The organism is Kitasatospora sp. NPDC034533 (genome assembly GCF_055575155.1).
This window is the reverse complement of record NZ_JBVITE010000004.1, coordinates 174,402-195,684: the sequence shown is the minus strand read 5'-3', so window position 1 is coordinate 195,684 and position 21,283 is coordinate 174,402. Positions and strand designations below refer to the sequence as shown.

21 protein-coding genes are annotated in these 21,283 nt (G+C 74.7%); 8 read left to right on the top strand and 13 right to left on the bottom strand.

Annotated features, from left to right (window positions below; translation table 11 throughout):
• Position 1 precedes the first annotated feature (1 nt).
• A complete protein-coding gene (locus ACZ55U_RS05140) occupies positions 2-733 on the top strand; it encodes a TioE family transcriptional regulator (protein WP_465522563.1) in 732 nt (243 codons plus the stop codon).
• 112 nt (positions 734-845) lie between these two features.
• Here ACZ55U_RS05140 and ACZ55U_RS05135 read toward each other — a convergent pair whose 3' ends face one another.
• Complete coding sequence (locus tag ACZ55U_RS05135; RefSeq protein ID WP_465522561.1) at positions 846-1,703, bottom strand: AfsR/SARP family transcriptional regulator; 858 nt, start codon at positions 1,701-1,703, stop codon at positions 846-848.
• A 215-nt stretch (positions 1,704-1,918) separates the two neighbouring features.
• Complete coding sequence (locus ACZ55U_RS05130; protein WP_465522559.1) at positions 1,919-2,635, bottom strand: ScbR family autoregulator-binding transcription factor; 717 nt, start codon at positions 2,633-2,635, stop codon at positions 1,919-1,921.
• 463 nt (positions 2,636-3,098) lie between these two features.
• Here ACZ55U_RS05130 and ACZ55U_RS05125 point away from each other — a divergent pair, with 463 nt between their 5' ends.
• Complete coding sequence (locus ACZ55U_RS05125; RefSeq protein ID WP_465522556.1) at positions 3,099-4,124, top strand: ScbA/BarX family gamma-butyrolactone biosynthesis protein; 1,026 nt, start codon at positions 3,099-3,101, stop codon at positions 4,122-4,124.
• A gap of 365 nt (positions 4,125-4,489) precedes the next feature.
• Entirely contained in the window at positions 4,490-5,029 is a 540-nt protein-coding gene (locus ACZ55U_RS05120; RefSeq protein WP_465522554.1) for a DUF5959 family protein, read from the top strand.
• Between the two features lie 7 nt (positions 5,030-5,036).
• On the opposite strand, the gene ACZ55U_RS05115 is transcribed toward ACZ55U_RS05120, so the two are convergent.
• The 3 genes from ACZ55U_RS05115 to ACZ55U_RS05105 form a co-directional block, all read right to left on the bottom strand.
• Complete coding sequence (locus ACZ55U_RS05115) at positions 5,037-6,530, bottom strand: MFS transporter (RefSeq protein WP_465522552.1); 1,494 nt, start codon at positions 6,528-6,530, stop codon at positions 5,037-5,039.
• Complete coding sequence (locus tag ACZ55U_RS05110) at positions 6,527-6,937, bottom strand: MarR family winged helix-turn-helix transcriptional regulator (protein WP_465522625.1); 411 nt, start codon at positions 6,935-6,937, stop codon at positions 6,527-6,529. The genes ACZ55U_RS05115 and ACZ55U_RS05110 overlap by 4 nt, the downstream gene beginning before the upstream one ends.
• Positions 6,938-7,201: 264 nt before the next feature.
• Complete coding sequence (locus tag ACZ55U_RS05105) at positions 7,202-7,609, bottom strand: hypothetical protein (protein WP_465522550.1); 408 nt, start codon at positions 7,607-7,609, stop codon at positions 7,202-7,204.
• 114 nt (positions 7,610-7,723) lie between these two features.
• Here ACZ55U_RS05105 and ACZ55U_RS05100 point away from each other — a divergent pair, with 114 nt between their 5' ends.
• The 3 genes from ACZ55U_RS05100 (at position 7,724) to ACZ55U_RS05090 (ending at position 10,396) form a co-directional block, all read left to right on the top strand.
• Positions 7,724-8,242: a hypothetical protein gene (locus tag ACZ55U_RS05100; protein ID WP_465522548.1), complete on the top strand. Its 519-nt coding sequence runs from the start codon at positions 7,724-7,726 to the stop codon at positions 8,240-8,242.
• Positions 8,243-8,578: 336 nt separating this feature from the next.
• Positions 8,579-9,484, top strand: coding sequence for a ketopantoate reductase family protein (locus ACZ55U_RS05095; protein ID WP_465522546.1), 906 nt, complete (start codon positions 8,579-8,581; stop codon positions 9,482-9,484).
• 216 nt (positions 9,485-9,700) lie between these two features.
• Positions 9,701-10,396 (top strand): thiaminase II/PqqC family protein, encoded by a 696-nt coding sequence (locus ACZ55U_RS05090; RefSeq protein ID WP_465522544.1) that lies wholly within the window; start codon positions 9,701-9,703, stop codon positions 10,394-10,396.
• A gap of 110 nt (positions 10,397-10,506) precedes the next feature.
• Here the strand turns inward: ACZ55U_RS05090 and ACZ55U_RS05085 are convergent, their stop codons facing one another.
• A complete protein-coding gene (locus tag ACZ55U_RS05085; protein WP_465522542.1) occupies positions 10,507-11,040 on the bottom strand; it encodes a hypothetical protein in 534 nt (177 codons plus the stop codon).
• Between the two features lie 152 nt (positions 11,041-11,192).
• Positions 11,193-12,422: an ROK family protein gene (locus ACZ55U_RS05080; protein WP_465522540.1), complete on the bottom strand. Its 1,230-nt coding sequence runs from the start codon at positions 12,420-12,422 to the stop codon at positions 11,193-11,195.
• Positions 12,423-12,676: 254 nt separating this feature from the next.
• On the opposite strand from ACZ55U_RS05080, the gene ACZ55U_RS05075 reads away from it, so the two are divergent.
• Positions 12,677-14,422 (top strand): SpoIIE family protein phosphatase, encoded by a 1,746-nt coding sequence (locus ACZ55U_RS05075; RefSeq protein WP_465522538.1) that lies wholly within the window; start codon positions 12,677-12,679, stop codon positions 14,420-14,422.
• 37 nt (positions 14,423-14,459) lie between these two features.
• Here ACZ55U_RS05075 and ACZ55U_RS05070 read toward each other — a convergent pair whose 3' ends face one another.
• Together ACZ55U_RS05070 and ACZ55U_RS05065 are read right to left on the bottom strand one after the other, a co-directional pair.
• On the bottom strand, positions 14,460-15,701 hold the full coding sequence (locus ACZ55U_RS05070; protein WP_465522536.1) for a trans-sulfuration enzyme family protein: 1,242 nt from the start codon (positions 15,699-15,701) through the stop codon (positions 14,460-14,462).
• Positions 15,702-15,888: 187 nt separating this feature from the next.
• Positions 15,889-16,251: a hypothetical protein gene (locus tag ACZ55U_RS05065; protein ID WP_465522534.1), complete on the bottom strand. Its 363-nt coding sequence runs from the start codon at positions 16,249-16,251 to the stop codon at positions 15,889-15,891.
• A gap of 415 nt (positions 16,252-16,666) precedes the next feature.
• Between ACZ55U_RS05065 and ACZ55U_RS05060 the strand changes: the two genes are divergently transcribed.
• Positions 16,667-18,154 (top strand): LCP family protein, encoded by a 1,488-nt coding sequence (locus ACZ55U_RS05060; RefSeq protein ID WP_465522532.1) that lies wholly within the window; start codon positions 16,667-16,669, stop codon positions 18,152-18,154.
• Between the two features lie 122 nt (positions 18,155-18,276).
• On the opposite strand, the gene ACZ55U_RS05055 is transcribed toward ACZ55U_RS05060, so the two are convergent.
• The 4 genes from ACZ55U_RS05055 to ACZ55U_RS05040 all read right to left on the bottom strand — a co-directional run bounded on the left by ACZ55U_RS05055 (position 18,277) and on the right by ACZ55U_RS05040 (position 21,247).
• Complete coding sequence (locus ACZ55U_RS05055; RefSeq protein ID WP_465522530.1) at positions 18,277-18,936, bottom strand: double zinc ribbon domain-containing protein; 660 nt, start codon at positions 18,934-18,936, stop codon at positions 18,277-18,279.
• 93 nt (positions 18,937-19,029) lie between these two features.
• Complete coding sequence (locus tag ACZ55U_RS05050) at positions 19,030-19,245, bottom strand: hypothetical protein (protein WP_465522528.1); 216 nt, start codon at positions 19,243-19,245, stop codon at positions 19,030-19,032.
• 280 nt (positions 19,246-19,525) lie between these two features.
• On the bottom strand, positions 19,526-20,587 hold the full coding sequence (gene lepB, locus ACZ55U_RS05045) for a signal peptidase I (RefSeq protein WP_465522526.1): 1,062 nt from the start codon (positions 20,585-20,587) through the stop codon (positions 19,526-19,528).
• Between the two features lie 63 nt (positions 20,588-20,650).
• Complete coding sequence (locus ACZ55U_RS05040) at positions 20,651-21,247, bottom strand: helix-turn-helix domain-containing protein (RefSeq protein ID WP_380733923.1); 597 nt, start codon at positions 21,245-21,247, stop codon at positions 20,651-20,653.
• Between the last annotated feature and the right edge of the window lie 36 nt (positions 21,248-21,283).

The following is a 21,283-nucleotide window of genomic DNA, read 5'->3' as shown; positions in this document are numbered from 1 at the left end:
CATGCGCCCTGCCGACCTCGCGCGCGAGCACGGCATCTCGACCCAGGCGATCCGCAACTACGAGCGCGACGGCTGCCTCCCGCCCGCCGAACGCACACCGACCGGCTACCGGATCTACACCGAGCTGCACGCGGCCGCCCTGCGCGCCTACCTCGCCCTCGTCGCGGCGTACGGGCACGCGACCGCCGGCTCGGTCATGACCGCGCTCCACGCCGACCGGCTGGACGACGCGCTCGCCGAACTCGACCGGGGCCACGCCCAGTTGCTGCGCGACCGGGAGACCCTCTGCGCCGTCCGCGAAGCCGTCGGCCACCTCACCGGCGGCGCCACCGGGACCGGCCTGCCCGCACTGCCCGGCGCCCGAACCGTCGGCGAGGTCGCACACCGGCTCGGTGTCACCCCCGCGACCCTGCGCACCTGGGAGGCCTCGGGCATCCTCGCTCCCGGCCGGGACCGCGCCACGGGACACCGCCGCTACCTGCCGGCCGATGTCCGCGACGCCGAACTCGCCCACCTGCTCCGCCGCGGCGGCTACCCGCTGGACCACGTCGCCACCGTGCTGCGCCAGATCCGCACGGCGGGCGGCACCGGCGAACTGGCCGGCGCCCTCGACGGGTGGCAGCAGCGCCTCACCGCCCGGGGGCTGGCGATGCTCACGGCCTCGGCCCGTCTGGACGGCTACCTGGCGCTGGGCCCCGCGGGGCCCAGCGAAGCCGACGGCCAAGCGACTTGACGCCAGGAACCGCCCGCGGCGCCACCGGGTCCACGCGTCTCCGGGCCACCGCCCAGGGCCGCACCAGCGCGCGGACCGCCGCGACCACGCCGCCCGGGGTGATCGTCCCGGTTCAACCGACCCTGGTGAGGCGGGCCGCGGTGCGCGGGCCGGGACCGTCGGCGAGCACGCCCGGCTGGTCCTGCTCGGGCCGCTCGGGGGCGGCCAGCAGGATGGAGCGTTGCAGCCGCCGCAAGGCGGCCGACGGCTCCATGCCCAGCTCCCGCACCAGGGTGTTCCGCAGGCGCTGATAGGCCTCCAGCGCCTCGCCCCGGCGGCCGGAGCGGTGCAGGGCGATCATGTACTGGCCGTGCAGGCTCTCGTGGGTGCGGTAGCGGTCGACCAGCACGGTGAGTTCGGCGAGCAGCACCCGGTGCCGGCCGAGCCGCAGATCGGCCTCGATCCGCTGGTCCAGCGCACAGAGCCGGGTCTCCTCCAGCCGTCTGCCTTCCAGTGCGAGCTGGCTGCCGAGCGGGACGTCCGCGAAGGCCTGGCCGCGCCACAGCGCGAGCGCCTCGCCCAACTGGCGGGCGGCGAGCGGGAAGTCACCGGCGTCCATGGCGCGGTATCCCTGCCCGGCGAGGCGGTCGAACTCCTGGAGGTCGACCAGTCCACCGCCGCTGTTCAGCATGTAGCCTCCGGCCGAGGTGACCAGGACGTCCTTGGCGCAGGAGGCTCCCGGGCCGTCGTCCCGCTGGGCGAGCGCCCGGTCGATGAGGTCGCGCAGTTGGAGCACATAGGTCTGCACGGTGGTGCGGGCGCTGCGCGGCGGACGGCCGGACCACAGCTCCTCGGCGAGCACACCCGCCGGAACCACCTGGTCGGCGCGTAAGGCCAGCAGGGCGAGCACCTGTCGCGGCTTCGGCGCCGACGGCACCACCGACACCCCGCACAGTCGGACCCCCAAGGCCCCCAGCATCCGGATCTCCACGAGAACCACCCCACATCCAGACGGATCGACGGCCCCGACGGCCGCCGGCCGGGCGGGCGCTCCGCTGCGTCACCCTCCGCGGAGGTCCGCTGGAAGGCCGGTCGAGCACCCAGCACCCATCCAAAAACAGGACAGACGGTTTGTCAATACAAAACCGAACGCGCTGTTTGTTTTTGCGCGGAGCAATTCAGGAAGTGCAGCACGGGCCGCCCGGCTCAAGACGAGGCGACCTCGTCCGCGCCGGCCTCCTCCAGTGCGGGCCCGCCCTCGTCGCCTCCGCCCGCGCGCGCCCTTTCGGCCGCCGCCAGTTCGGCGGCCACCCGGCCACCCCGGTCGACCCCGAGGTCGAGCGTGGCCAGCACCCCCGGCACCGCGATGCTCGGCATCAGGTGCTGGTACAGCACGGCCACCCGGCGCTCCAGGTCCGCCCGGCCGGACATCTTCTGGGACTGGATCTGCACACCCGTCCAGGCCCCGGTGACCAGCCACGCCGTCTCGGAGGGCACCACCTGCGGCAGCAGTTCCCCACGCCGGCCGGCCAGCTCCAGCACGGTCTCGGACCGCTGGATCCAGCCGGGCGCCGCTCCGCCGCTGAAGTCGCCGAACACGTCCTGGCCGAGCGAGAGCCGGGCACCGGCGCTCAACACCGGGTCCCGCGGCATGAGATGGGCGACCACCATCCCGAGGTCCACGAACTCCTGGAGCTTGCAGTGCCGTTCGGGGATCTCATCGCGCCCGAACTGCTCCTCCACGATCCCCTGGGCGAGCTCCCGCTTGGACGCGAAGTGGAAGTACACCGCACCACGGGTCACCCCGGCCCGGGCCACGACCTCCCCGATCGTCGCCCCCTCGTACCCGTACTCGTCGAAGACCGACGCCGCCGCCTCCAGGATCAGCCGACGCGTTCGGACCGCCCGCTCCTGCCTCGCCACCGCAACCACCCCACCCGAAACGCCCGGCAAACAAAACCAAACACCCCGTATCTTACCCGCCGCTGTCCACCTGGATCCTGGGTCGGCAGTCACCCAGCGTTGTTACCGAGCAGACTAAAACCGCATGGACGGTACGGAAAGCCCGAGTGGCCGCCACCCTTCCTCCGTCACGCACAACCGGAGCTGCCGCTCTCACTTTCCGTCGACCGGCCAGCGAATCACCCTTCAAAAGCAATGAACCTGCCAAATCGGTTCGTTGACATTCCCCCAGCTCAAGAAGGTTTGAGCGCCGAGTGCGATCCCCGGGCGACGGCCGGCGCTCCCCCGGCACAGCCATCCGATCGCCTTCTGCCGCCGACGAACCTTTGTTCTGGCTCCTTGAAAACCAAACCGGTAGGTACGTATCTTACGAGCCCTGAGCAGCCCAGCCCGCCCATCACACGGCCCTTTCGGAGCGCTCCCCATGACACTTCTTGCCTTCCGCACGCCTGCCACCGCCCCCGCCGACACGGACTCCGGGACGCACGCCGGTGCGGTCCCCGACCCGGCCCCGACGGCGGCTCCGGCCCCGAGCGCAGCCCAGGAACCCCGCCTGACCAGCACCGTCGCCAAGGAGTACGTCCACCGGGCCTGCCACGCCGAGGTCTTCCTCACCGGCAGCGAGCAGCTGAGCGACACCACCTTCGCCGTCACCGCGCAGTGGCCGCGGGCCCACACGTTCTTCAGCACGCCCGACGGCACCCGGCACGACCCGCTCCAGGCCGCTGAAACGATTCGTCAAGCCGGGATCTACCTCGCTCACACCCGCTTCGGCGTACCGCTCGACCACAAGTTCATGATGTGGAACCTGGACTACACCACCCGCCCCAGCCAACTGCTGATCGGTGGGGCGCCGACCGACCTCACCCTGGAGGTCCAGCTCATCGCCCAGCCGCGCCGCATCCGCACCACGGTCGACTTCACGCTCGAAACCGTCGTCCGGCGCGGCCCGCACCCGGCCGCCACCGGATGCGCCCGTTTCACCACCATCCCGGACTCCACCTACCAGCGGCTGCGCCGGGGGCGCCACGACGCCGAACTCCCGTCGGCGCCCCCCGTGGACGCCGAACCGCTCCCGCCGGCCCGGGTCGGCCGGGTGCGCCCGTACGACGTCGTGCTGACCCCGTCGGACGCCCCCGGCACCTGGCACCTCACCCCCGACTTCTGGCACCCGATCCTCTTCGACCACGCCAACGACCACATCCCCGGCATGGTGCTGATGGAGGCGGCCCGGCAGGCGGCCAACGCGCTGAGCAGCCCGGTCACCGTCACCCCGACCGCCGCGGCCACCACCTTCCACCAGTACGCCGAGCACGACGCGCCCACCATGATCACCGCCCGGCCCACCCCCGGTGCGGACCAGGACGCCCTCACCACCACCGTGACCGGCCACCAGCACGGCCGGCCGATCTTCACCACCGTGCTCACCGGCCACCCGGACCACCGCTGACGCGACAAGGCCACCGCACCGACCGGGCAGCCGGTGCGGCCCAAGCGGCCGCCGCACCCCGAACCTCCGGCCCGCACCCGCCGACCTGCCCGAACGGCCCGTCCCGACCCTCCCGGTCCGGCGGGCCGTTCCCGTGCGGGTCAACCGCTCCCTGGCGAGCAGGTCGTTCCCGCGCGGGTGGGTCGTTCCCGTGCGGGCGGCCCGTCCGGGTGCCGGCGGCGCCCCACCGGGAAGGACTCCGACTCCCGAATCGCCCCGTTTTCCCCGGGTCCGTCACGGACGGAATGCCCCGGCCCGGGCTGGCACGGGGCGAACACCTGCGCGAGGATGTCAGCCCCTGGACCCGCCGCCAACAGGAGCATGCCGTGAGCGAAGTCTCTTCGCAGCAGAACGAGTTGATCAGACTGACCGACCGTCCCGGCACCGACGACGCCCCTGGCTGCGACGGACGGACCGGCGGGCGCAGCGTCCGGGTGCGGGTGCTGGGACGGCACGCGCCGGGTTCCCTGCTCGGCCACGACTGGCTGGACTGCGAGATCACCGTCACCGCGGACTCGGTGCGCGGACACTTCGTCATCCTGGTGACCGATCGACATCTCGACCACTGGGAAAGGGCGTTGGAGCGGCTCACCCGCGGGTCCGCGGTCCGCTGGCTGGACGAGGAGCACGGGCCGGAGCTGCGGATCGAGCCCGGCCGGCCGGGCGGTCTCTGGGTGACCGTCTCCGACGCGGAGAAGTCGGGCGTCACGCTCCGGGTCGTCCTCTCCCCCGCACCGGGCTGGCTGGACGAGCAGCGCGCGACGCTCAAGGCGGTCCGGGACGCCTATCCGTCCGAGGTGGTCGAACTCGTCCCGGGCCTGCACGCCTGGCGCGGCGAGCCCGCCGGAGAGGGCTGGGAGAGCTGAGCGGTCGTCATTCAGCCTTTCCGGCCGGTGTTGCCAGCCGGCCGAGCGCGCGGTCGGGCAGTGTGAGGAGGAAGAGCAGGGCCGCGCCGCCGAGCATGAACAGCGCCAGGTGGTGCAACCCTCCCGTGGTGGCTCCGTGCGGGAAGAAGGCGGCGGTCGCGGCCGAGGCCGCCATGGCACCGAGATACATGAAGGTGCGCAGCAGCCCGGCCGCCGAGGCGATGGCGTCCTGGTCCGCCTGGTGGTAGAGGGCGGTCTGGGTCCCGAGCCCGATCAAGCCCTGCGAGACGCCCGCCACGACGCCGACGGCGACCAGCAGCACGCCCGGACTGCTCGCGTGCACCAGCAGCAGGGCGGCGCAGGCGGCGATCTGGCAACCGGATCCGACCAGCAGCTTGCCGCGCACCGCAGGACGGCGGCCGGTGACGCCGGCGACCGCGAGGGCGGTCAGCGAGAGCGGCAGCAGGACCAGTCCGGCGGCGGTGGCCGACAGGCCGCGTCCCTCCTCCAGCCACTGGGTGTAGCCGTAGAGGAAGGCGTAGATGGCGGTGTAGCCGAGGAGTTGGCGCAGATAGGTGGCGATCAGCGGCCGGTTGCCGGCGAGTGCCCGCAGGTCGATGAAGGGCGTACGGGCCCGCCGCTCCCGGACCGCGAAGGCCGTGGCCGCCAGGGCGGCGAGGAGCGGCAGGTACCAGCGGGCGGGGTCGGGCTTCATCAGGAACAGCATCAGCGCGAGCAGGAGCACGGCGAAGAGCGCGATCCCGGCGTGGTCCAGCCGGTCGGGGCGGCCGGCGCCCCGGGGGGTCCCACGTCGCTCGGGGACCGCAAGGCTCTCGGAGTCCTCAGGGTGCTCGGGCCGGCCGTGGCGCCCCTCGGCGGCGGGCAGGCGGACCGCGCCGAGCGCCAGGCAGGCCAGCGACAGCGGAACGTTGACGGCGAAGACCGTCCGCCAGCCGCCCACCCCGATCAGCAGTCCGCCGAGGGTCGGGCCCACCACCGCGACGGTCTGGTTGGCGACGGCCAGCACCGTGAGCACCCCGGTGGGGCTGGACTGCCCGGTCCGCTCGGCCTCGCTGCGGGTCAGGTGCATCGCGGCGGGGTACGCGGCGGAGGTGCCCAGCCCGAGCAGCACCCGCGCGGCGATCAGCAGCCCGAGTGAGGGGGCCAGCGCGCCGAGCAGACCGGCGACCCCGACCAGTGCCGTCCCGGCGAGGTAGAGCGGGCGCGGACCGTGGGTGTCCACCAGCCGCCCGATCACCGGCTGGCCGACGGCGGTGGCCAGGTAGAGCGCGGTGACCAACCAGGCGGTCTCGGCGGGCGGCGCCCCGAAGGCGGCGCCCACCGGCACCAGGGCCACGGCGATCATCGACGAGTTGATCGGGTTGAGCACCGAGCCCAGCACCATCGGCGCGATCAGGCGGCGGTCGAACTCGCCGTCCGGCGCGGACCGGTGACGGCCCGTGCGGAGCAGGGCCGGCCGGGCCCCCGGGCCGGGCCTCACTGGTTCAGCCGGTCCATCAGGGCCAGCGCCTCCAGCACGGTGGCCCGCTCGGCCTCGGTGTAGCGGTCGGCCATGGCCCGGGTCAGCCACCCCTGCCTCGCCTGGCGGCGGTCCGCGACGTAGGCCAGCCCGGCTTCGGTGAGGCTAACCACCTGACGGCGGCCGTCCTCCGGGTCCGGGCGGCGGCCGACCAGTCCCTGCTGTTCGAGCGCGGCGACGGTGGCGGCCATCGACTGCGGGCGGACCCGCTCGGCGACTGCCAGCGCGCTGGCCGAGGCCGGGCCGTCGTTGATCAGCCGGCTGAGCACGGCCGTCTGGGAGGGGGTCAGGTCGCTGGTGCTGCCACTGGCCTCCCGGAGCGTGCGGCGCAACCGGCTGTAAACGGCGCGCAGTTCACGAGCGGCCAGCGCGGCGGTGTCGGGAACGGCGGCATGCGCGGAGTCTGCGGGGGCCGTGGCAGCGGCGGCAGCGACGGCACGGACGGTTCGCTTCTCGGTCACGGCTCCACGGTAATTTCATCAGCCTGAACTGTCCAGTCTGGACTGACGATATTCCCCAGTCGGAACCTGGCACCCTCATGAGCCGCGCGCCGCTCCGAGACCCCAGCCGTGCCCCCTGCCGGCGGCAGCCCCGGTAGCACGGCATGATCGCCAATCGGCTCCGCGTCCTCCTCACCGGCGACCACTCCGCCCGCCCGGGGCCCCGGTCCGACGGCGCAGTTCCTCCTCCGCGCCCGCCTCGTCCCAGCAGCGGGCCAGCGCGAGCAGCCGCTCGCGCACCTCGGCCGGCAGCCGCAGCGCCGGGTCCTCGCCGAGGACCGCGCTGACCAGTGCCGGCGAGCCGAGGTCCACGGCGCGCAGCAGCGGCGTCGTGCCGCCGGGCAGCGGGCCGTCCGGGTCGGCACCCCACCGCACCAGGAGCCCGGCGACCTCGTGGTCGAAGCCGGCCACGGCCGTCCACAGCAGGGGCAGCCCGTCCGTGTCGACGGCGTTCGGATCCGCGCCCGCGCCGAGCGCCACCCCCACCGCACCGGCGTCCCGTGCCCGTACCGCCGCGGCCAGCCGCCCGTCCGCCCTCATCCGTGCTCTCCCCCTCGTCGCACAGCGGCACCCCGGCCCCGCCGCCACCGGAAGCACCCGCGCTTGTCCCACCCCGCCGCCCCGTCCGCCCGCCCGACGCGGAATCATGATCCGGTGACCATCGACCTGCTGCCCGGCCACGGCGTCCGGCTGCCCGCCCCGCTGCCCGAGCTGGGCTTCGGCCTCACCGAGGCGGAGGTGCGCGAACTGTTGGCCCCGCACCGCGAGTCGCTGCCGGGCGGGGTGCGGAGCACCTTCGTCTGCGGTTGCTCGTGGGCGCTGTCGTTCCTGCTGCCCGGGTTGAACGTCACCCTCTGCGGCGAGGAGCACGGCCGCCTCCAGGCCGTCATGGTCGGCCGGAATCCGGGCGACGACCGGCCCGCCTGCCCGTTCGGCTACCACGGGATCGACGTGCTGGGGTGGCCGGCCCACGAACTGGTCGAGGCGCTGCGCGCCGAGGGCCTGGCGGTGCCCGACCCGGTCGGCGGCAGCCTCCGCCACGACGGCCTCCGCCTCCGCCGGGAGTCCGGTGCCCCGGCCCGCCCGCTCGCCCCCGGGCGGCGGCCTCGCCACGAGGGACCGTACTCCTTCGACTCCGCCTACCTCCACGCCCCCATCGAGGCCGCCGGATGATCCCCCTCCCGGCCGGCCCCGCCGCCGGTCCCCACGAAGCCGCCTTCCTCCCCTGTCGGCGCCCGCCCCCGCGCCGGGCCGGGCGGCCGGCCACCGCGCCGGTCCCGAGGGCCACCAACAGGACCACAAGGGCCCCGGGCCCACGAGCTCTCCGGGCCCGCGAGGTCCCGCTCCCGGACGGCGACCGCTCGCCCGGACACCTCGGCGGGGACCCCCCGAACGGCCACGGCGACGGGTAGGGATTCACCAGCCCGGCCGGTCCGGAGGGCCGTTCCTTCCGGAAGGCCCCGTAGCCGCCCCTCCGCTTCCACCCCTCACTCACCCATGGGAGTCACCATGACCACCACCCCCCTGACCATCGCCGTCCTCGGCCCGGGCGGCGTCGGCGGACTGATCGGCGGGCTGCTCGCCCGCGACGGCCACCGCGTCGTCTGCCTGGCCGGCGACCGGACCGCCGACGCCATCGCACGGGACGGACTGCACGTCCGCAGCGCCCAGTTCGGCGAGTTCACCGCTCGGGTGGACGCCGACACCGAGCTGCGCGAGCCCGTCGACGCGGCCTTCGTGACGGTCAAGGAGACGGCGCTGGCCACCGCGCTCGACCGGATGCCCGCGGCAGCCCTGGGCTCCGGGATCGTGGTGCCGCTGCTCAACGGACTGGACCACATGGCGGTGTTGCGCGAGCGCTACCCGGCCGGGCTGGTGACGGCCGGCACGATCCGGGTCGAGGCCACCCGGACGGCCCCCGGGCACATCGAGCACACCAGCCCGTTCGCCGCCGTCGAACTCGGCGCCACCGCCGAACACGCCGCTGCCGTCGGCCGGTTCGCCGATCGGCTGCGGCACGCCGGTCCGGACGTCACACTGCGCGAGGACGAGACGGCGATGCTGTGGAGCAAGCTCTCCTTCCTCGCCCCGTTCGCGCTGCTCACCACCCGGCACGCGAGCGAGATCGGGACCGTGCGCACCGAGCACCGGGCCGAACTCCTCGCCGTCCTGGACGAGATCAGCGCCGTCACCCGGGCGGTCGGCGCACCGGCGGACGCGCAGACCCTGCTCGCCTCCTTCGACCGCATCCCCGGCACCATGAAGTCCTCGATGCAGCGCGACGTGGAGGCGGGCCGGCCGACCGAACTGGACGCCATCGGCGGCGCGGTCCTGCGGGCGGCCGACGCCAACGGGGTGGCCACCCCGACCATCGCCCGGCTGGTACGTGACCTGTCCGAAGCCGCCAACCGGTAGCACCTCGCCGGGAGTTCACCCTGCGGGCCGCGCGCCCGCGGGGTGCACCGCCCGACCGGACACGCGCCCCGAACCGCCGAACGGCCGCCGAACGACCGCCGACGCGAACCGCCACGGGGCACCGAGGACGACGAGCGGCGACGAGAGCCGCGTCGAGCACACCGGCTCACCCGCCCCGGCCTGTCGCCACCGCACCGGCACCGTCAGACGGTAGGAATGGGCACCGGACCGATCCGCACCCCGGAGGCACCGGTGAACCACCCGATCCTCGACCAGATCCAGGACCTGCGCGCCGAACTGGCCCCCGGCGACACCGCCCCCGCCCTGGTCAGCGCGCTCGCCGACGGCACCGCGCCGCGCTCGGCGCTGGCCGAACTCGCCGCCCAGCAGCACCGGATCATCCGCTCCGACCGCCGCAGCCTGCTCGTGCTCGCCGGCCGCCGCGCGGACCGCCCGGTCGGCGCCTGGTTCGTCACCCTGGCCGAGGGCGAGAGCGCCGCCCTGCGCACCCTGCCCGCGCTCGGCGCCGCCGTCGGCCTCGACCGAAGCGCGTTGGAGACCCGTCCGCCGCTGCCCGGCTGCCAGGCCTACCCCCACTGTCTCGCCTGGTTCGCCCTGAACGGCGAGCCCGAGGCCGTGGCCGCCGCCCTGGTGGCGAACTTCGCCGCCTGGGGCGGCTACTGCGCCACCATCGCGCAGGCCCTGCGCCACCACTACGGCTTCTCCGACGAGGCCTGCGCCTTCTTCGACTTCTTCGCCCAGCCCGCGCCCGAGCTGGAGCAGCAGGCCGCCGACGCACTGGGCCCGGACCGGCTGGACGAGCCGACGCTGGCCGTCGCACGCGAGTACGGACTGCTGCTCCAGGCCTACGAGCACCTGTTCTGGGACACCCTGGGCGTCATCGACGCCTGAGGCCGGGGGCGTCCCCGGCCTCAGGCAGCCACGGGCTCAAGCACCCCCGGCCCCGAGCGCCCCCGGCCCCAAGCATCCCCGGCCGCAAGCCGCGTCGGCCCCGAAGCGCCTCAGGCCTGCCAGTGCGGCTTTCCGCTGACCATCCGGCAGTAGATCACCCGGCCGCCGGCGTCGTGGGTGCTCTTGCCCAGGTCCGCGTCGCGGCAGAACTGTCCGGCCTCGTAGCAGTTGCCCGCGTTCGAGCGGATCTCGCAGCCCGCGCTGCCGCCGGCAGCCGCCGGGGGCTCCGGGTCGGTCGGCGGCTGGGCGGTGGTCACCTTCGGCTGCGGCGCCTTGGTGACGGGCGGCTGCGGCGGGGCCGTGGGCTGGGCCGCAGGCGCGGCCGGAGGCGGCGTGGCCACCGGCGCCGCGGGCGTCGGCTGGGCCGGAGGGGTCGTCGCCGGAGCCGGCTCGGGTGCGGCGGGCGCGGCCGGCGGGGTGGTCGCCGCGGCCGAGGTGGCGGCGACGGTCGGCGTGGCCGAGGCCTTGGCACCGCCGTCGGCCGCCGAGGGGTCGCAACCGGTCAGTGCCAGGCCGACGGTGAGGACGAGTCCGGCGAAACCGGCCAGACCGGCCCGGCGGCGACCGGGTATCCGTGAAGGCATGGGAGGAGAACGCTCCGTTCCGTATGGATGAGTCGTGCGATTCAAACAGGAATCGCATACGCACCGTCCACCGAACCCTCACTCGTTGGCAGATCGTGATCTCCTCGCCACCGAGCGTCCGGCCCGCGCCGCCGCCACCGAGGGACGGGCCGTCAGCGCGGCCCCGCCGTCCGACGCTCGAACACCTCGGCGCGTGCGGTCTCCAGCGCCGTGGAGACCGCGCCGAGCAGCACCGCCTCCTCCCCGAGGGCGCTCGGTGCGAGCGTCGGCCGCATCGGGGCGAGCCGGTGCAGGGCCCGCTCCAACGGTTCCAGGAGCAGGTCCGCGCTGCTGCCGATCCCGCCGCCCAGCACCACCAGGTCCGGGTCCAGCACGGCCGACAGCACGGCCACCGCGTAGGCCAGCCGCTCGGCCTCCCGCTCCACCGCCCGGACCGCCGCCTCCTCTCCGGCCCGGGCCCGTTCGAACACCTGCTTCGCCGTCAGCTGGCGCGCCGCGGAGCCGCCGTCCAGCCCGAAGTCCCGGGCGGCGCGCACCACCGCGTCCGCGGCGGCCTCCTGCTCGATGGTCGCGGCCGGCTCGCCGCCCCGCTCCGGCAGCGGGAGCGGGACCAGGCCGATCTCGCCCAGCGCGCCGTGCGCGCCCACCAGCAGCTCTCCGTCCTTCACCACGCCCAGCCCGAGTCCGGTGCCGACCAGCAGGTAGGCGAACATCCGGCTGCCCCGGCCCGCCCCCCGGGTGTACTCGCCGAGCGCCGCCAGGTTGGCGTCGTTGGCCACCGAGACGGCCGTCCCCAGGCCCTCGCCTATTCGGTCGAACAGCCCCGGCCTGCCCCAGCCGGGCAGGCTGCTGGCGTACCGGACCCCGCGCCGACGCTCGTCCCACACCCCCGGGGTCCCGATCACGGCGTGCACGATGTCCCCGGCGGCCAGGCCCGCCTCCGCGATCGCCTCGTGCGCGGTGGCGACCACCGCGTTCGCGACGGCGTTCGCCGACCGGCCCCGGTTGGCCACGTCCCGGCGGGCCACGACCGTCCCGGCCAGGTCCGCCACGGCCACCCGCAGCCGGGCCCGCCCGATGTCCACTCCGAGGACGTGCCCGGCCGTCGGGTCGACCTCGTACAGCACGGCGGTGCGGCCCCGCTCGGGGGCCAGCCGCCCGGCCTCGCGCACCAGGCCGGCCCGCTCCAGATCGGCCAGCGCGGCCGACACCGTCGGCTTGGACAGGCCGGTGTCGCGGGCCAGCTGGGCGCGCGAGGAGCCACCGCCGGTGCGCAGCAGTTCCAGCAGCAGCCACTCGTTGTTGCTGCGCAGCCGCTGCCGGTTCCACGGCACCCCGGGGGCCCCGGCCGCCGGTCGACTGGTCGGCTGGTGGGGGCTCATCGGGTTTCCTCCGGTGTGGTCTGCGGGCGCCGTCGCGCGGGGCGGGGCCGGGGTCCGTCGCCCGGCCCGCGGCGTCCGGGGCCGGGCGCCGCCGCCCAAGTATGACCGGTGGTCATCCTGCGTTCACCCGGGTTCTCCCCGCCGCCACGGGGCCGCGCGGAGTCGACCGCGGGCCCGTTACAACACCGTCTCCGGCGAGTCAACGTTTCACCCGCTTGTGGGCGTGCCGCGCCCGGGCGCGTGATCATGGGCTCATGCACTTCCGGCACGGCAACCGAGCGCAGGGCCCCCGGCCCGCGGCACCGGACTCCCGGTCCCTGGCGGCGACCGCGGCCGCCCTCGCCGCGCGCTTCGGCGCGATCACCGGCGGCGACGGCGGCGGCGACGATCCGGAGCGGCTCCGCGAGGTCCTCGCCGCCGCCCCGGTGGGCGTCGCGCTGCTCGACGAGCGGCTGCGCTGGCAGTACCTGAACCCCGCGTTCACCGCCGCCACCGGACTGCGCCGCGCGGACCTGCTCGGCCGCGCCGCCGGGACCACCGCCTTCGCGGGCGCCGTCGGCACGCTGCGCCGGGTCCTCGCCGACGGGCTCGCCCGCGAGCACGCCACCGGCGGCCCGGCCGGCGCGGGCTCCCCCGTGCCGGCCGGACTGCGGGTGCGCTACCGGGCGCTGCGGCACGCCGGGCGGACCACCGGGGTGATCGTCGTCGTGCTGGACGACCCCGACCCGGCCCGCGAGCAGCTGCGCGAGCTGGAGCAGGCCCGGGCCCGGCTCGCCCTGCTGGACGCCGCCGCCGAACGGATCGGCACCACCCTCGACCTCGGCACCACCGGCGCCGAACTCGCCGCCTTCGCCGTGCCCCGGCTCGCCGAACTGGCGACCGTGGACCTGCTGCCGCCCGAGGCCGAACCGGACGGGCCCGGCCGGGGCGCGCCCCGGCGGCTGCACCGGGCCGGCGCCCGGTCCGTACCGGCGCTGGCCGAGGCCCTCGCCGAGCTGCCCCGACCCGGGGAATCGGTGCGCCACCGGGAGGGCTCCGCCGCCGCCCGCAGCCTGGCCGGCGGCATCGCCGTGCTCACCGAGCCCGGGCCCGAGGACGCCTGCCCGGCCGCAACGGCCTCACTGCTGGTCCTGCCGCTGGCCGCCCGGGGCCGGCTGATCGGGCTGCTCACCCTCGGCCGCACCGCCGCCTCCCCGGCCTTCGCCCCCGACGAGGCCGCCCTGTTCGGCGACCTCGCCGCCCGCGCCGCCACGGCCCTCGACAACGCCCGCCGCTTCGCCCGCTCCCAGGGCCTCGCCCTGGAACTCCAGCGGGCCCTGCTCAGCGAGCCCGGCAGCCCGCACCCGAACCTCTCCGTCGCCTCCCGCTACCTGCCCTCCGGGAGCAGCTCGGTGGTCGGCGGCGACTGGTTCGAGACGGTCCGGCTGCCGTTCGGCCGCACCCTGCTGGCGATGGGCGACGTCATGGGGCACGGCGTCGAGGCGGCCGTCGACATGAGCCACTACCGCTCCGCACTGCGCGACCTCGCCGGGATGGACCTGCCCCCGCACCGGATCCTGCGCCGGCTCGACGACGTCATCGCCGCGGACGACTCCGCCCGCCCCGCGACGTGTCTGCTGGCGCTCGCCGACCCGGGCCGCGGCCGCTGGACCCTCTCCAGCGCGGGCCACCTGCCGCCCGCCCTGATCGCTCCGGGCCGCCCGACCACGCTGCTGCGCGTCCCCACCGGCCCGCCGCTCGGCACCGGCCTCGGCGGCTACCAGCAGACCACCCATCAGCTCCTGCCGGAACAGATCCTGCTGCTGTACACCGACGGCCTGGTCGAGCGCCGGGGCGAGGACATCGACGCCTCCCTGGAGCGGCTCGCGGCCCTGCGCCTGCCCGCCGCCGGGGACCTCGACGACCTGCTCGACGCCCTGCTCCGCTCCCTCCTCCCCCCGCCGGCCCAGGCCGCGGAGGACGACATCGCGCTCCTGGTCGCCCGCCCGCGCCGGCGCTGACGGCCCCGGCCACCCGGTCCTGGCGCTCCTCCCGGGCTCACACCTCGGCCAGCGCCCGCTCCAGGTCCGCCCAGATGTCCTCCGGGTGCTCGATGCCCACCGACACCCGGACCGTCCCCGGGCCGATGCCCGCGGCCGCCAGCTCCTCGTCCGACAGCTGCCGGTGGGAGGTGCTGGCCGGGTGCAGCACCAGGGTGTGCACGTCGCCCAGCGACGGAGCCAGCGAGGCGAGCCGGACGGACTCGGTGAACGTCCCGGCGGCCGTGCGCCCGCCGGCCAGGTCGAAGGCGAGGACGCCGCCCTGGCCGTCCGGGAGCAGGCGGCGGGCGAGCTCGTGGTCGGGGTGGGTGGGCAGGCCCGGGTAGTGGACGGCGGTGACCGCCGGATGGGCGGCGAGCCGGCCAGCCAGGTCGAGCGCGCTCTCGCAGTGCCTGCGGACCCGCAGGGCGAGGGTCTGCATGCCGCGCAGGGTCAGCCAGGCGGCGAACGGGTCGGCGGCGGCGCCGAGTTCGAGTGAGCGCCGCCAGACCCGGTGGTGCGTCTGCGGGTCGGCGAAGACGGCGATCCCGCCGAGGACGTCCGAGTGCCCGCCCAGGTACTTGGTCACGGAGTGGACCACGACGTCCGCGCCGTGCTCGATCGGGCGGCACAGCAGCGGGGTCGCGAAGGTGTTGTCCACCACGCTCACCACCCCGGCCCGCTTCGCGACGGCGATCAGCCCGGGCAGGTCGGTCACCCGGGTGGTGGGGTTGGAGACGGTCTCCAGCAGTAGCACCCTGGTGTCGGGGCGCAGCGCGGCCGCGACCGCTGCGGGGTCGTCGCCGCTCACGTAGTCGACCTCGACGCCCCAGCGCTCGGTGAGGTCGGTCAGCGCGCCGACGGTGCCGCCGTACAGGCTGCGTTGGGCGATGACGTGGTCTCCGGCGCGCAGCAGGGTGAGCAGCGCGGTGCTGATCGCGCCCATGCCGGAGGCGGTGGCGAGGGCCCCGGTGCCGCCCTCCAGGTCGGCGACGGCCTGCTCCAGCGTGCGGACGGTGGGGTTGCCGAAGCGGTTGTAGAAGAAGGCGCCGTCCGGGCCGCCGTGGGCGCGGGTGAGCGCGTCGCCGGTCTCGAAGGCGAACAGGTGGCCCTGGTACAGCGGCACGCCGAGTGGGCGGCTGCCGGTGACCTCGGCGAGCGGCGGGTGGACGATCCGGGTGTCGGGGCGCGCTCCGTCGCCGGCACGGGAGGCGGTGTGGGAGGCGGTGTGGGAGGCCTGGTGGGAGCGGAAGTCGTTCATGGCGCTCATCCTCGGGGCGACCCCGATCTGCGGGACAGGGCCAATCGCCGCCAAGTGGCCTGCCCCGGGCGGTCGTTCCGGCTCCACCGCCCGGGAGGGCGGCGGCGAACGCCCGGGTCACGGCAGCAGGCGGTCACTCGCGGTCGAGGACGGCCGGCACCTGCTCGTGGCCGAGGACGGCCGGCGGCTACTTGCGGCGGCTGAAGATCCGCTTGACGAGGTAGACGATCCCGACGATCAGCAGCACGAAGAACAGGATGATCAGGATCACCACGACCAGGAGGAACTTGCCCAGCTTGGCGAAGAAGCCCTTCTTCTTCTCCTCCTTGGCCGCGAGGCGGGTGGCGTCGGTGGCCGACGCGGCGCGTGCCCCGCTGCGGACCTCCTGGCCGGTGCCCGCGGACGAGGTGTTCGCGGACGGGGTGTTCGCGGCCGAGTCGTTGTCAGCCGCTACCGCCGCCACGACGGTTCGGGGTGTGGCCACCGCCGCCCCCGATGCCGCGGCGGTGAGGCCCACGGCGGCCAGCAGCGCCACCAGGGCACCGGCCATCGAACGTATGATCCGATCAGTCATCATGCTCCTCGCACTCGTGCGGAGCAGCACGGACCAGCCGCTCTGACCAATTTCTCATGGTCTGACCAGCTGGTTTTCTCTTCCGTGCCTAGTATGCTCCACTGAAGTTCTACAGCGGTGTAAAAGTTTAGCGACGGGCCCTGCCCGGATCGGCTCCGGCCCCGGGCCATGCGAACCCGCCGCTTCGACGGGGGCTCGCGTGGCAACTGTGGAGGATGACGACGTGCCTGGCCGCAAGGGTTCCCCCGGAGCCGAGAATTCGCCGCACCGCGCGGGCGGGCGTCGGGCCGCGGGCCGCGCAAATAGCCGGAACCAGGACAGTGCGGATATATCCGGCGCCCGCTCGGCGAGCCGGGCCCGGAAGAAGCCCGGGCGCAGCACCAAGGAGAAGGTGCTCTGGGCCACCGCCGGCTGCACCGCCCTCGCGGTCCTCGGCGGCGGCGCCCTCTACTACCGGCTGAACAGCAACATCAGTACCTTCGACGGCGACGCCCTCAGCAAGGACCGCCCGGAGGCCGCGGCCCCGGACGCCCAGGGCCGCACCCCGGTCAACGTCCTGCTGATCGGCTCGGACAGCCGCGGCAACGGCAACAGCGACCTGGGCGGCGGCGGGGACGGCGGCGCCCGCTCGGACACCGCGATCCTGCTGCACGTCTACGCCGACCACAAGCACGCCGTCGGCATCTCCATCCCCCGCGACTCCCTGGTCACACTCCCCCCGTGCAAGCTCCCCAACGGCAAGTGGACCAAGGAGCAGACCAATGTGATGTTCAACAGCGCCTTCTCGGTCGGGGGGAGCGACCAGGGCAACCCGGCCTGCACCCAGAACGCCGTCGAGAAGCTGACCAACCTGCGCGTGGACCACACCATCGTGGTGGACTTCAACGGCTTCGCGGCGATGACCAAGGCGGTCGGCGGCGTGGAGGTCTGCCTGCCGAACGACATCCACGAGGGGGACCTCAACCCCAACCTCGGCCGCAAGGGGAAGCTGGTCTTCCCCAAGGGCAAGCAGAAGGTCGAGGGGCAGTCCGCACTGGACTACGTGCGGGTCCGGCACGGCATCGGCGACGGCTCCGACATCGGCCGCACCAAGCGTCAGCAGGCCTTCCTCTCCTCCCTCGTCAAGGAGATCAAGTCCCGGGGCATGGACCCGACCACCCTCCTGCCGCTGGCCGACGCGGCGACCAAGTCGCTGACCGTCGACCCCGGGCTCGGCTCGGCCGCCAAGCTGCTCTCCTTCGCCATGTCCCTCAAGGACATCGACCTGCACGACGTCAAGTTCCTCACCGTGCCGTGGCGTTACGAGGGCCCGAGGGTCGCCCTGGTGCACCCGGACGTGGACCAGCTCTGGGCCGCGCTCAAGGCCGACCGCACCATCGACGGCCAGGACGCGAGCGCCCCCGCCGACGCCGGCTCCGACGCCCCCACCAGCCCCGCCGGCGAGGCGCCGACGGCCCCGGTCCCCACCCCCGCCTCGGACGCCAAGGCCGCCGACGTGAAGGTCTCGGTGCTCAACAGCACCGGCGAGACGGGGCTCGGCGGCCGGGCCGCGGAGACCGTCAAGGGCGCCGGCTACACCGTCACCAGCGTCGGCAACGCGGTCGGCAAGCCGCGCAGCACCACCGTCGTCGAGTACGGCGCGGGCGAGCGCGCCGCCGCCGAGGCCGTCGCCAAGCTGTTCCCCGGCGCCACCGTGCAGCCCGGCGGACGGGGCGTCAGCGTCGTCGTCGGCCACGACTTCGCCGCCGCCAACCCGGCGACCGCCGCCACTCCGGCGCCCGGCGGGGCAGCCACCGCGCCCGCCCCGCTGCCCAGCAGCATCAGCGGCGAGGCGCGCTCGGCCGACGACGACCCCTGCGCCAACCTCTCCTACGGCTGAGCCCGAGGGCCCCAGCCGCGCGACGGCGGGGCGCGCCCGGCCGCTGCCCCGGGCACGCCCCGCCGTCCACGCGCGAAGGCCCGGGGAACGTCAGCTCCCCGGCGACCACCTCCGCCGGACGGTCAGCGCCTCGTCCCGCAGGACGGGCAGAACGCGGCGCCGTCCGGCACGTCCTTGTGACAGCTCGTGCACTGGGCGGGCTGCGCCAGGCGGAAGCCGCAGCCCGGGCAGAACGGCGTGCCGTGCGTCTCGGTGTGGCACTGGGGGCAGACCAGCTGGCGCGGCGCGTTGACGTCGAACTCGGCGCCGGACTGCTGCCCGGCCTTGAACGCGCGTTCGGTGACGGCGTCGTTGACGCCGCGGTGCCGCGCCGCCTGCGCCTCGGCCGCGGTGTCCGGGGCACAGGTGTGGCACAGGCCCATGGCGGGGTCGAAGCAGCGGCCGCAGACGTAGTGGGTGCACCGGGCGCAGCGGTTGAAGTGCGACTGGGCGTTGGTGATGGCCCGCTGGAAGGCGGCGTCCCGCGAGGTGCCCCAGGTCTGGCCGGCCAGGCCGTCGGCGGCGTTGCTGATGGTGTTGGCGTTGCCGCCGATGAGGTTCCAGGCCGCGCTGACGCCCTTGCCTATCCACCCGGCCACCTGACCGGTGCGGAACGGTTCGAACGTCGAACGCCAGGTGTCCGAGCAGCGGTAGCAGTAGAACTCGAACTGGAATCCCGCGCCGGTGCCGTGCTGCTCGCACAGGTCGCGGTAGTTGTTGCTGAAGTAGATCTCCGAAGTCACGTCGTCCCCGGTCGTGAAGTGCCTGCCAGCGGTCGCTCCCAGGGACGATAGGGCCCGCCGAACGGTTCCGCCAAGAACTTCCCCGCCGAGCGCTCAGAGCCCGGACAGCGGCAGCAGCAGCACCCGGGCGGGGTCGAACCGCTGCCAGCCGGCGGGCCGGCCGCTGCGCCCGATCCGCAGCCGGCACCAGCGCTGCCCGGCCGGGTCCTGCCACCAGGCACTGATCCGGCCGAGCGCCCAGGTGCCGTCCCCGAGGTCGACCTCGACCGGCTGGTACACCCACCGCACGTCCCGGTCCGCCGGTTCCACCCCCGCCGGGCCTCCGGTGCCCCCGGGACCGCACTGACTCTCCATCACGGCTCCGCCTCCCGACCAGGACCCGGCCGCCCCGCCACCCCGAGCGGGTGTCCGGGCGGCCGGGGTGCAGCTCACCTGGTGAATTCTACAGGCGTGTAGAGATCAGCGGGAGGCGTTCGGCGCGAGGAGTTCCGCCGCCGGGAACGAGCGCCCGGGCCGGACCGAGCGCGGGAGCGGGCCGGCCTCACTCGCCCTGGCCCGCCGGAGCTTCACCGGCCCTTCCGACGCGGCCTCACTCGCCCTTCCGCGCCGAAGTCCCGTGCGCCGAATCCCCGCGCGCCGAAGTGCCGCGCGCCGAGGCCCCGTGCGCCGACCGCCGCCGCTGCCACAGGGCGAGCGGCACGATCCCGGCCAGCGCGGCCGCCTCCGGCGCGGGCGGCGCCTCGAACGGCGCGCCGGCCGCTCCCGCCGCCCCGGCCGGCACCTTGTCGAAGGTGTCCGGAACCGGCAGGGTGGACCAGTCGGACAGCGGCCAGGCGACCACGAAGGCCCGGCCGACCACGTTGTCCACCGGCACGAAGCCGTCCCCGGTCTCGTTGTGGTGCCAGCGGGAGTCCCGCGAGTTGTTGCGGTGGTCGCCCATCACCCACAGCTTGCCCTTGGGCACGGTGACGGTGCCGACCGGGTCGTTGTCGCAGGGCGTCGCCCCGGGGAACAGGTACGGCTCGTCCAGCGCGACGCCGTTCACCTTCAGCGGCGCGCCCGCCTCGCAATCGACGGTGTCCCCGCCGACCGCGATCACCCGCTTGATCAGGTCCTTCTCGTCCGCCGAGGGCATCAGGCCGACGGTGCTGAGCGCCTTCTGCACGGTCCCCATGACGGAGTCGTCCGGAGTGGTGGGCGTGCCCTCCAGCCAGCCGCCCGGGTCGCGGAACACCACCACCTCACCGCGCTCCGGCTTGGCGCCGAACCACGGGGTGAACTTGTCGACCAGCACCCGGTCGCCGATCGCGAGCGTCTGCTCCATCGAGCCGGAGGGGATGGAGAAGGCCTGGACGAAGAAGGTCTTGATGCCGAGCGAGAGCAGCAGCGCGATCACCAGGAGGATCGGCAGCTCCTGCCAGAACGGGCGCTTCTTCCGCGGCCGCCCGTTCGTCCCGTCCGCGTTCCCTTCCGTGGTAGCGGCCGCGTTCCCGCCCCTGGTGCCGGCCGCGTTCCCGCTCGCCGCCCCGGGGGCGTCCGCGGCCTCCGCGACCACGGTGCGCGCGGCCGCCTCCGCCCGGCCGCCACCGGTCTCCCGCCGCTCCCCTGCTCCGCCGCTCTCGCCGGACTCCGCGCTCTGTCGCACACTCATCTCCTCGGCCCCTCCCGACGGCCTGGCGGGAGCCGGAACGAAGACCCCCTGTCAGGAACGAACCTACCGAACAGAGGTTCCCGGGCGCGCCCTGACGTGGATGCGCTCGCCCTGCGGACCGAACAGGCTGAGGAACTCCACCGGCTGCTGGCCGGCGTTGCCGAAGGCGTGCGGGGTGCGGGTGTCGAACTCGGCCGCCTCACCGGCCGTCAGCACCAGGTCGTGGGCGCCGAGCACCAGCCGCAGCCGTCCGGACAGCACGTACAGCCACTCGTAGCCCTCGTGGACCTTCAGCTCCAGCTCCGGCCCGGCGTTCCTGCCCGGAGGGACGATGTGCTTGTAGGCGTGCAGCCCGCCCAGGTGGCGGGTCAGCGGGACGATGGTCTGGCCGTTCCTGGTCACCGGGCGCGGGTGGATCCGCGGGTCCCCGGTGGCCGGGGCGCCGACCAGTTCGTCCAGCGGCACCCGGTACTCCCGGGCCAGCGGCAGCAGCAGCTCCAGGGTCGGCTTGCGCTGTCCGGACTCCAGCCGGGACAGGGTGCTGAGCGAGATCCCGGTGGTGGCGGCCAGTTTGGCGAGCGTGGTGCCGCGCTCCCGGCGCAGCGCCCGCAGCCTCGGGCCCACCGTGGTGAGGACGTTCTCGAACTCTTCGTCGGCCATGCCTGCCATTTGCCGCTACGGCAATGACCGTTGTCA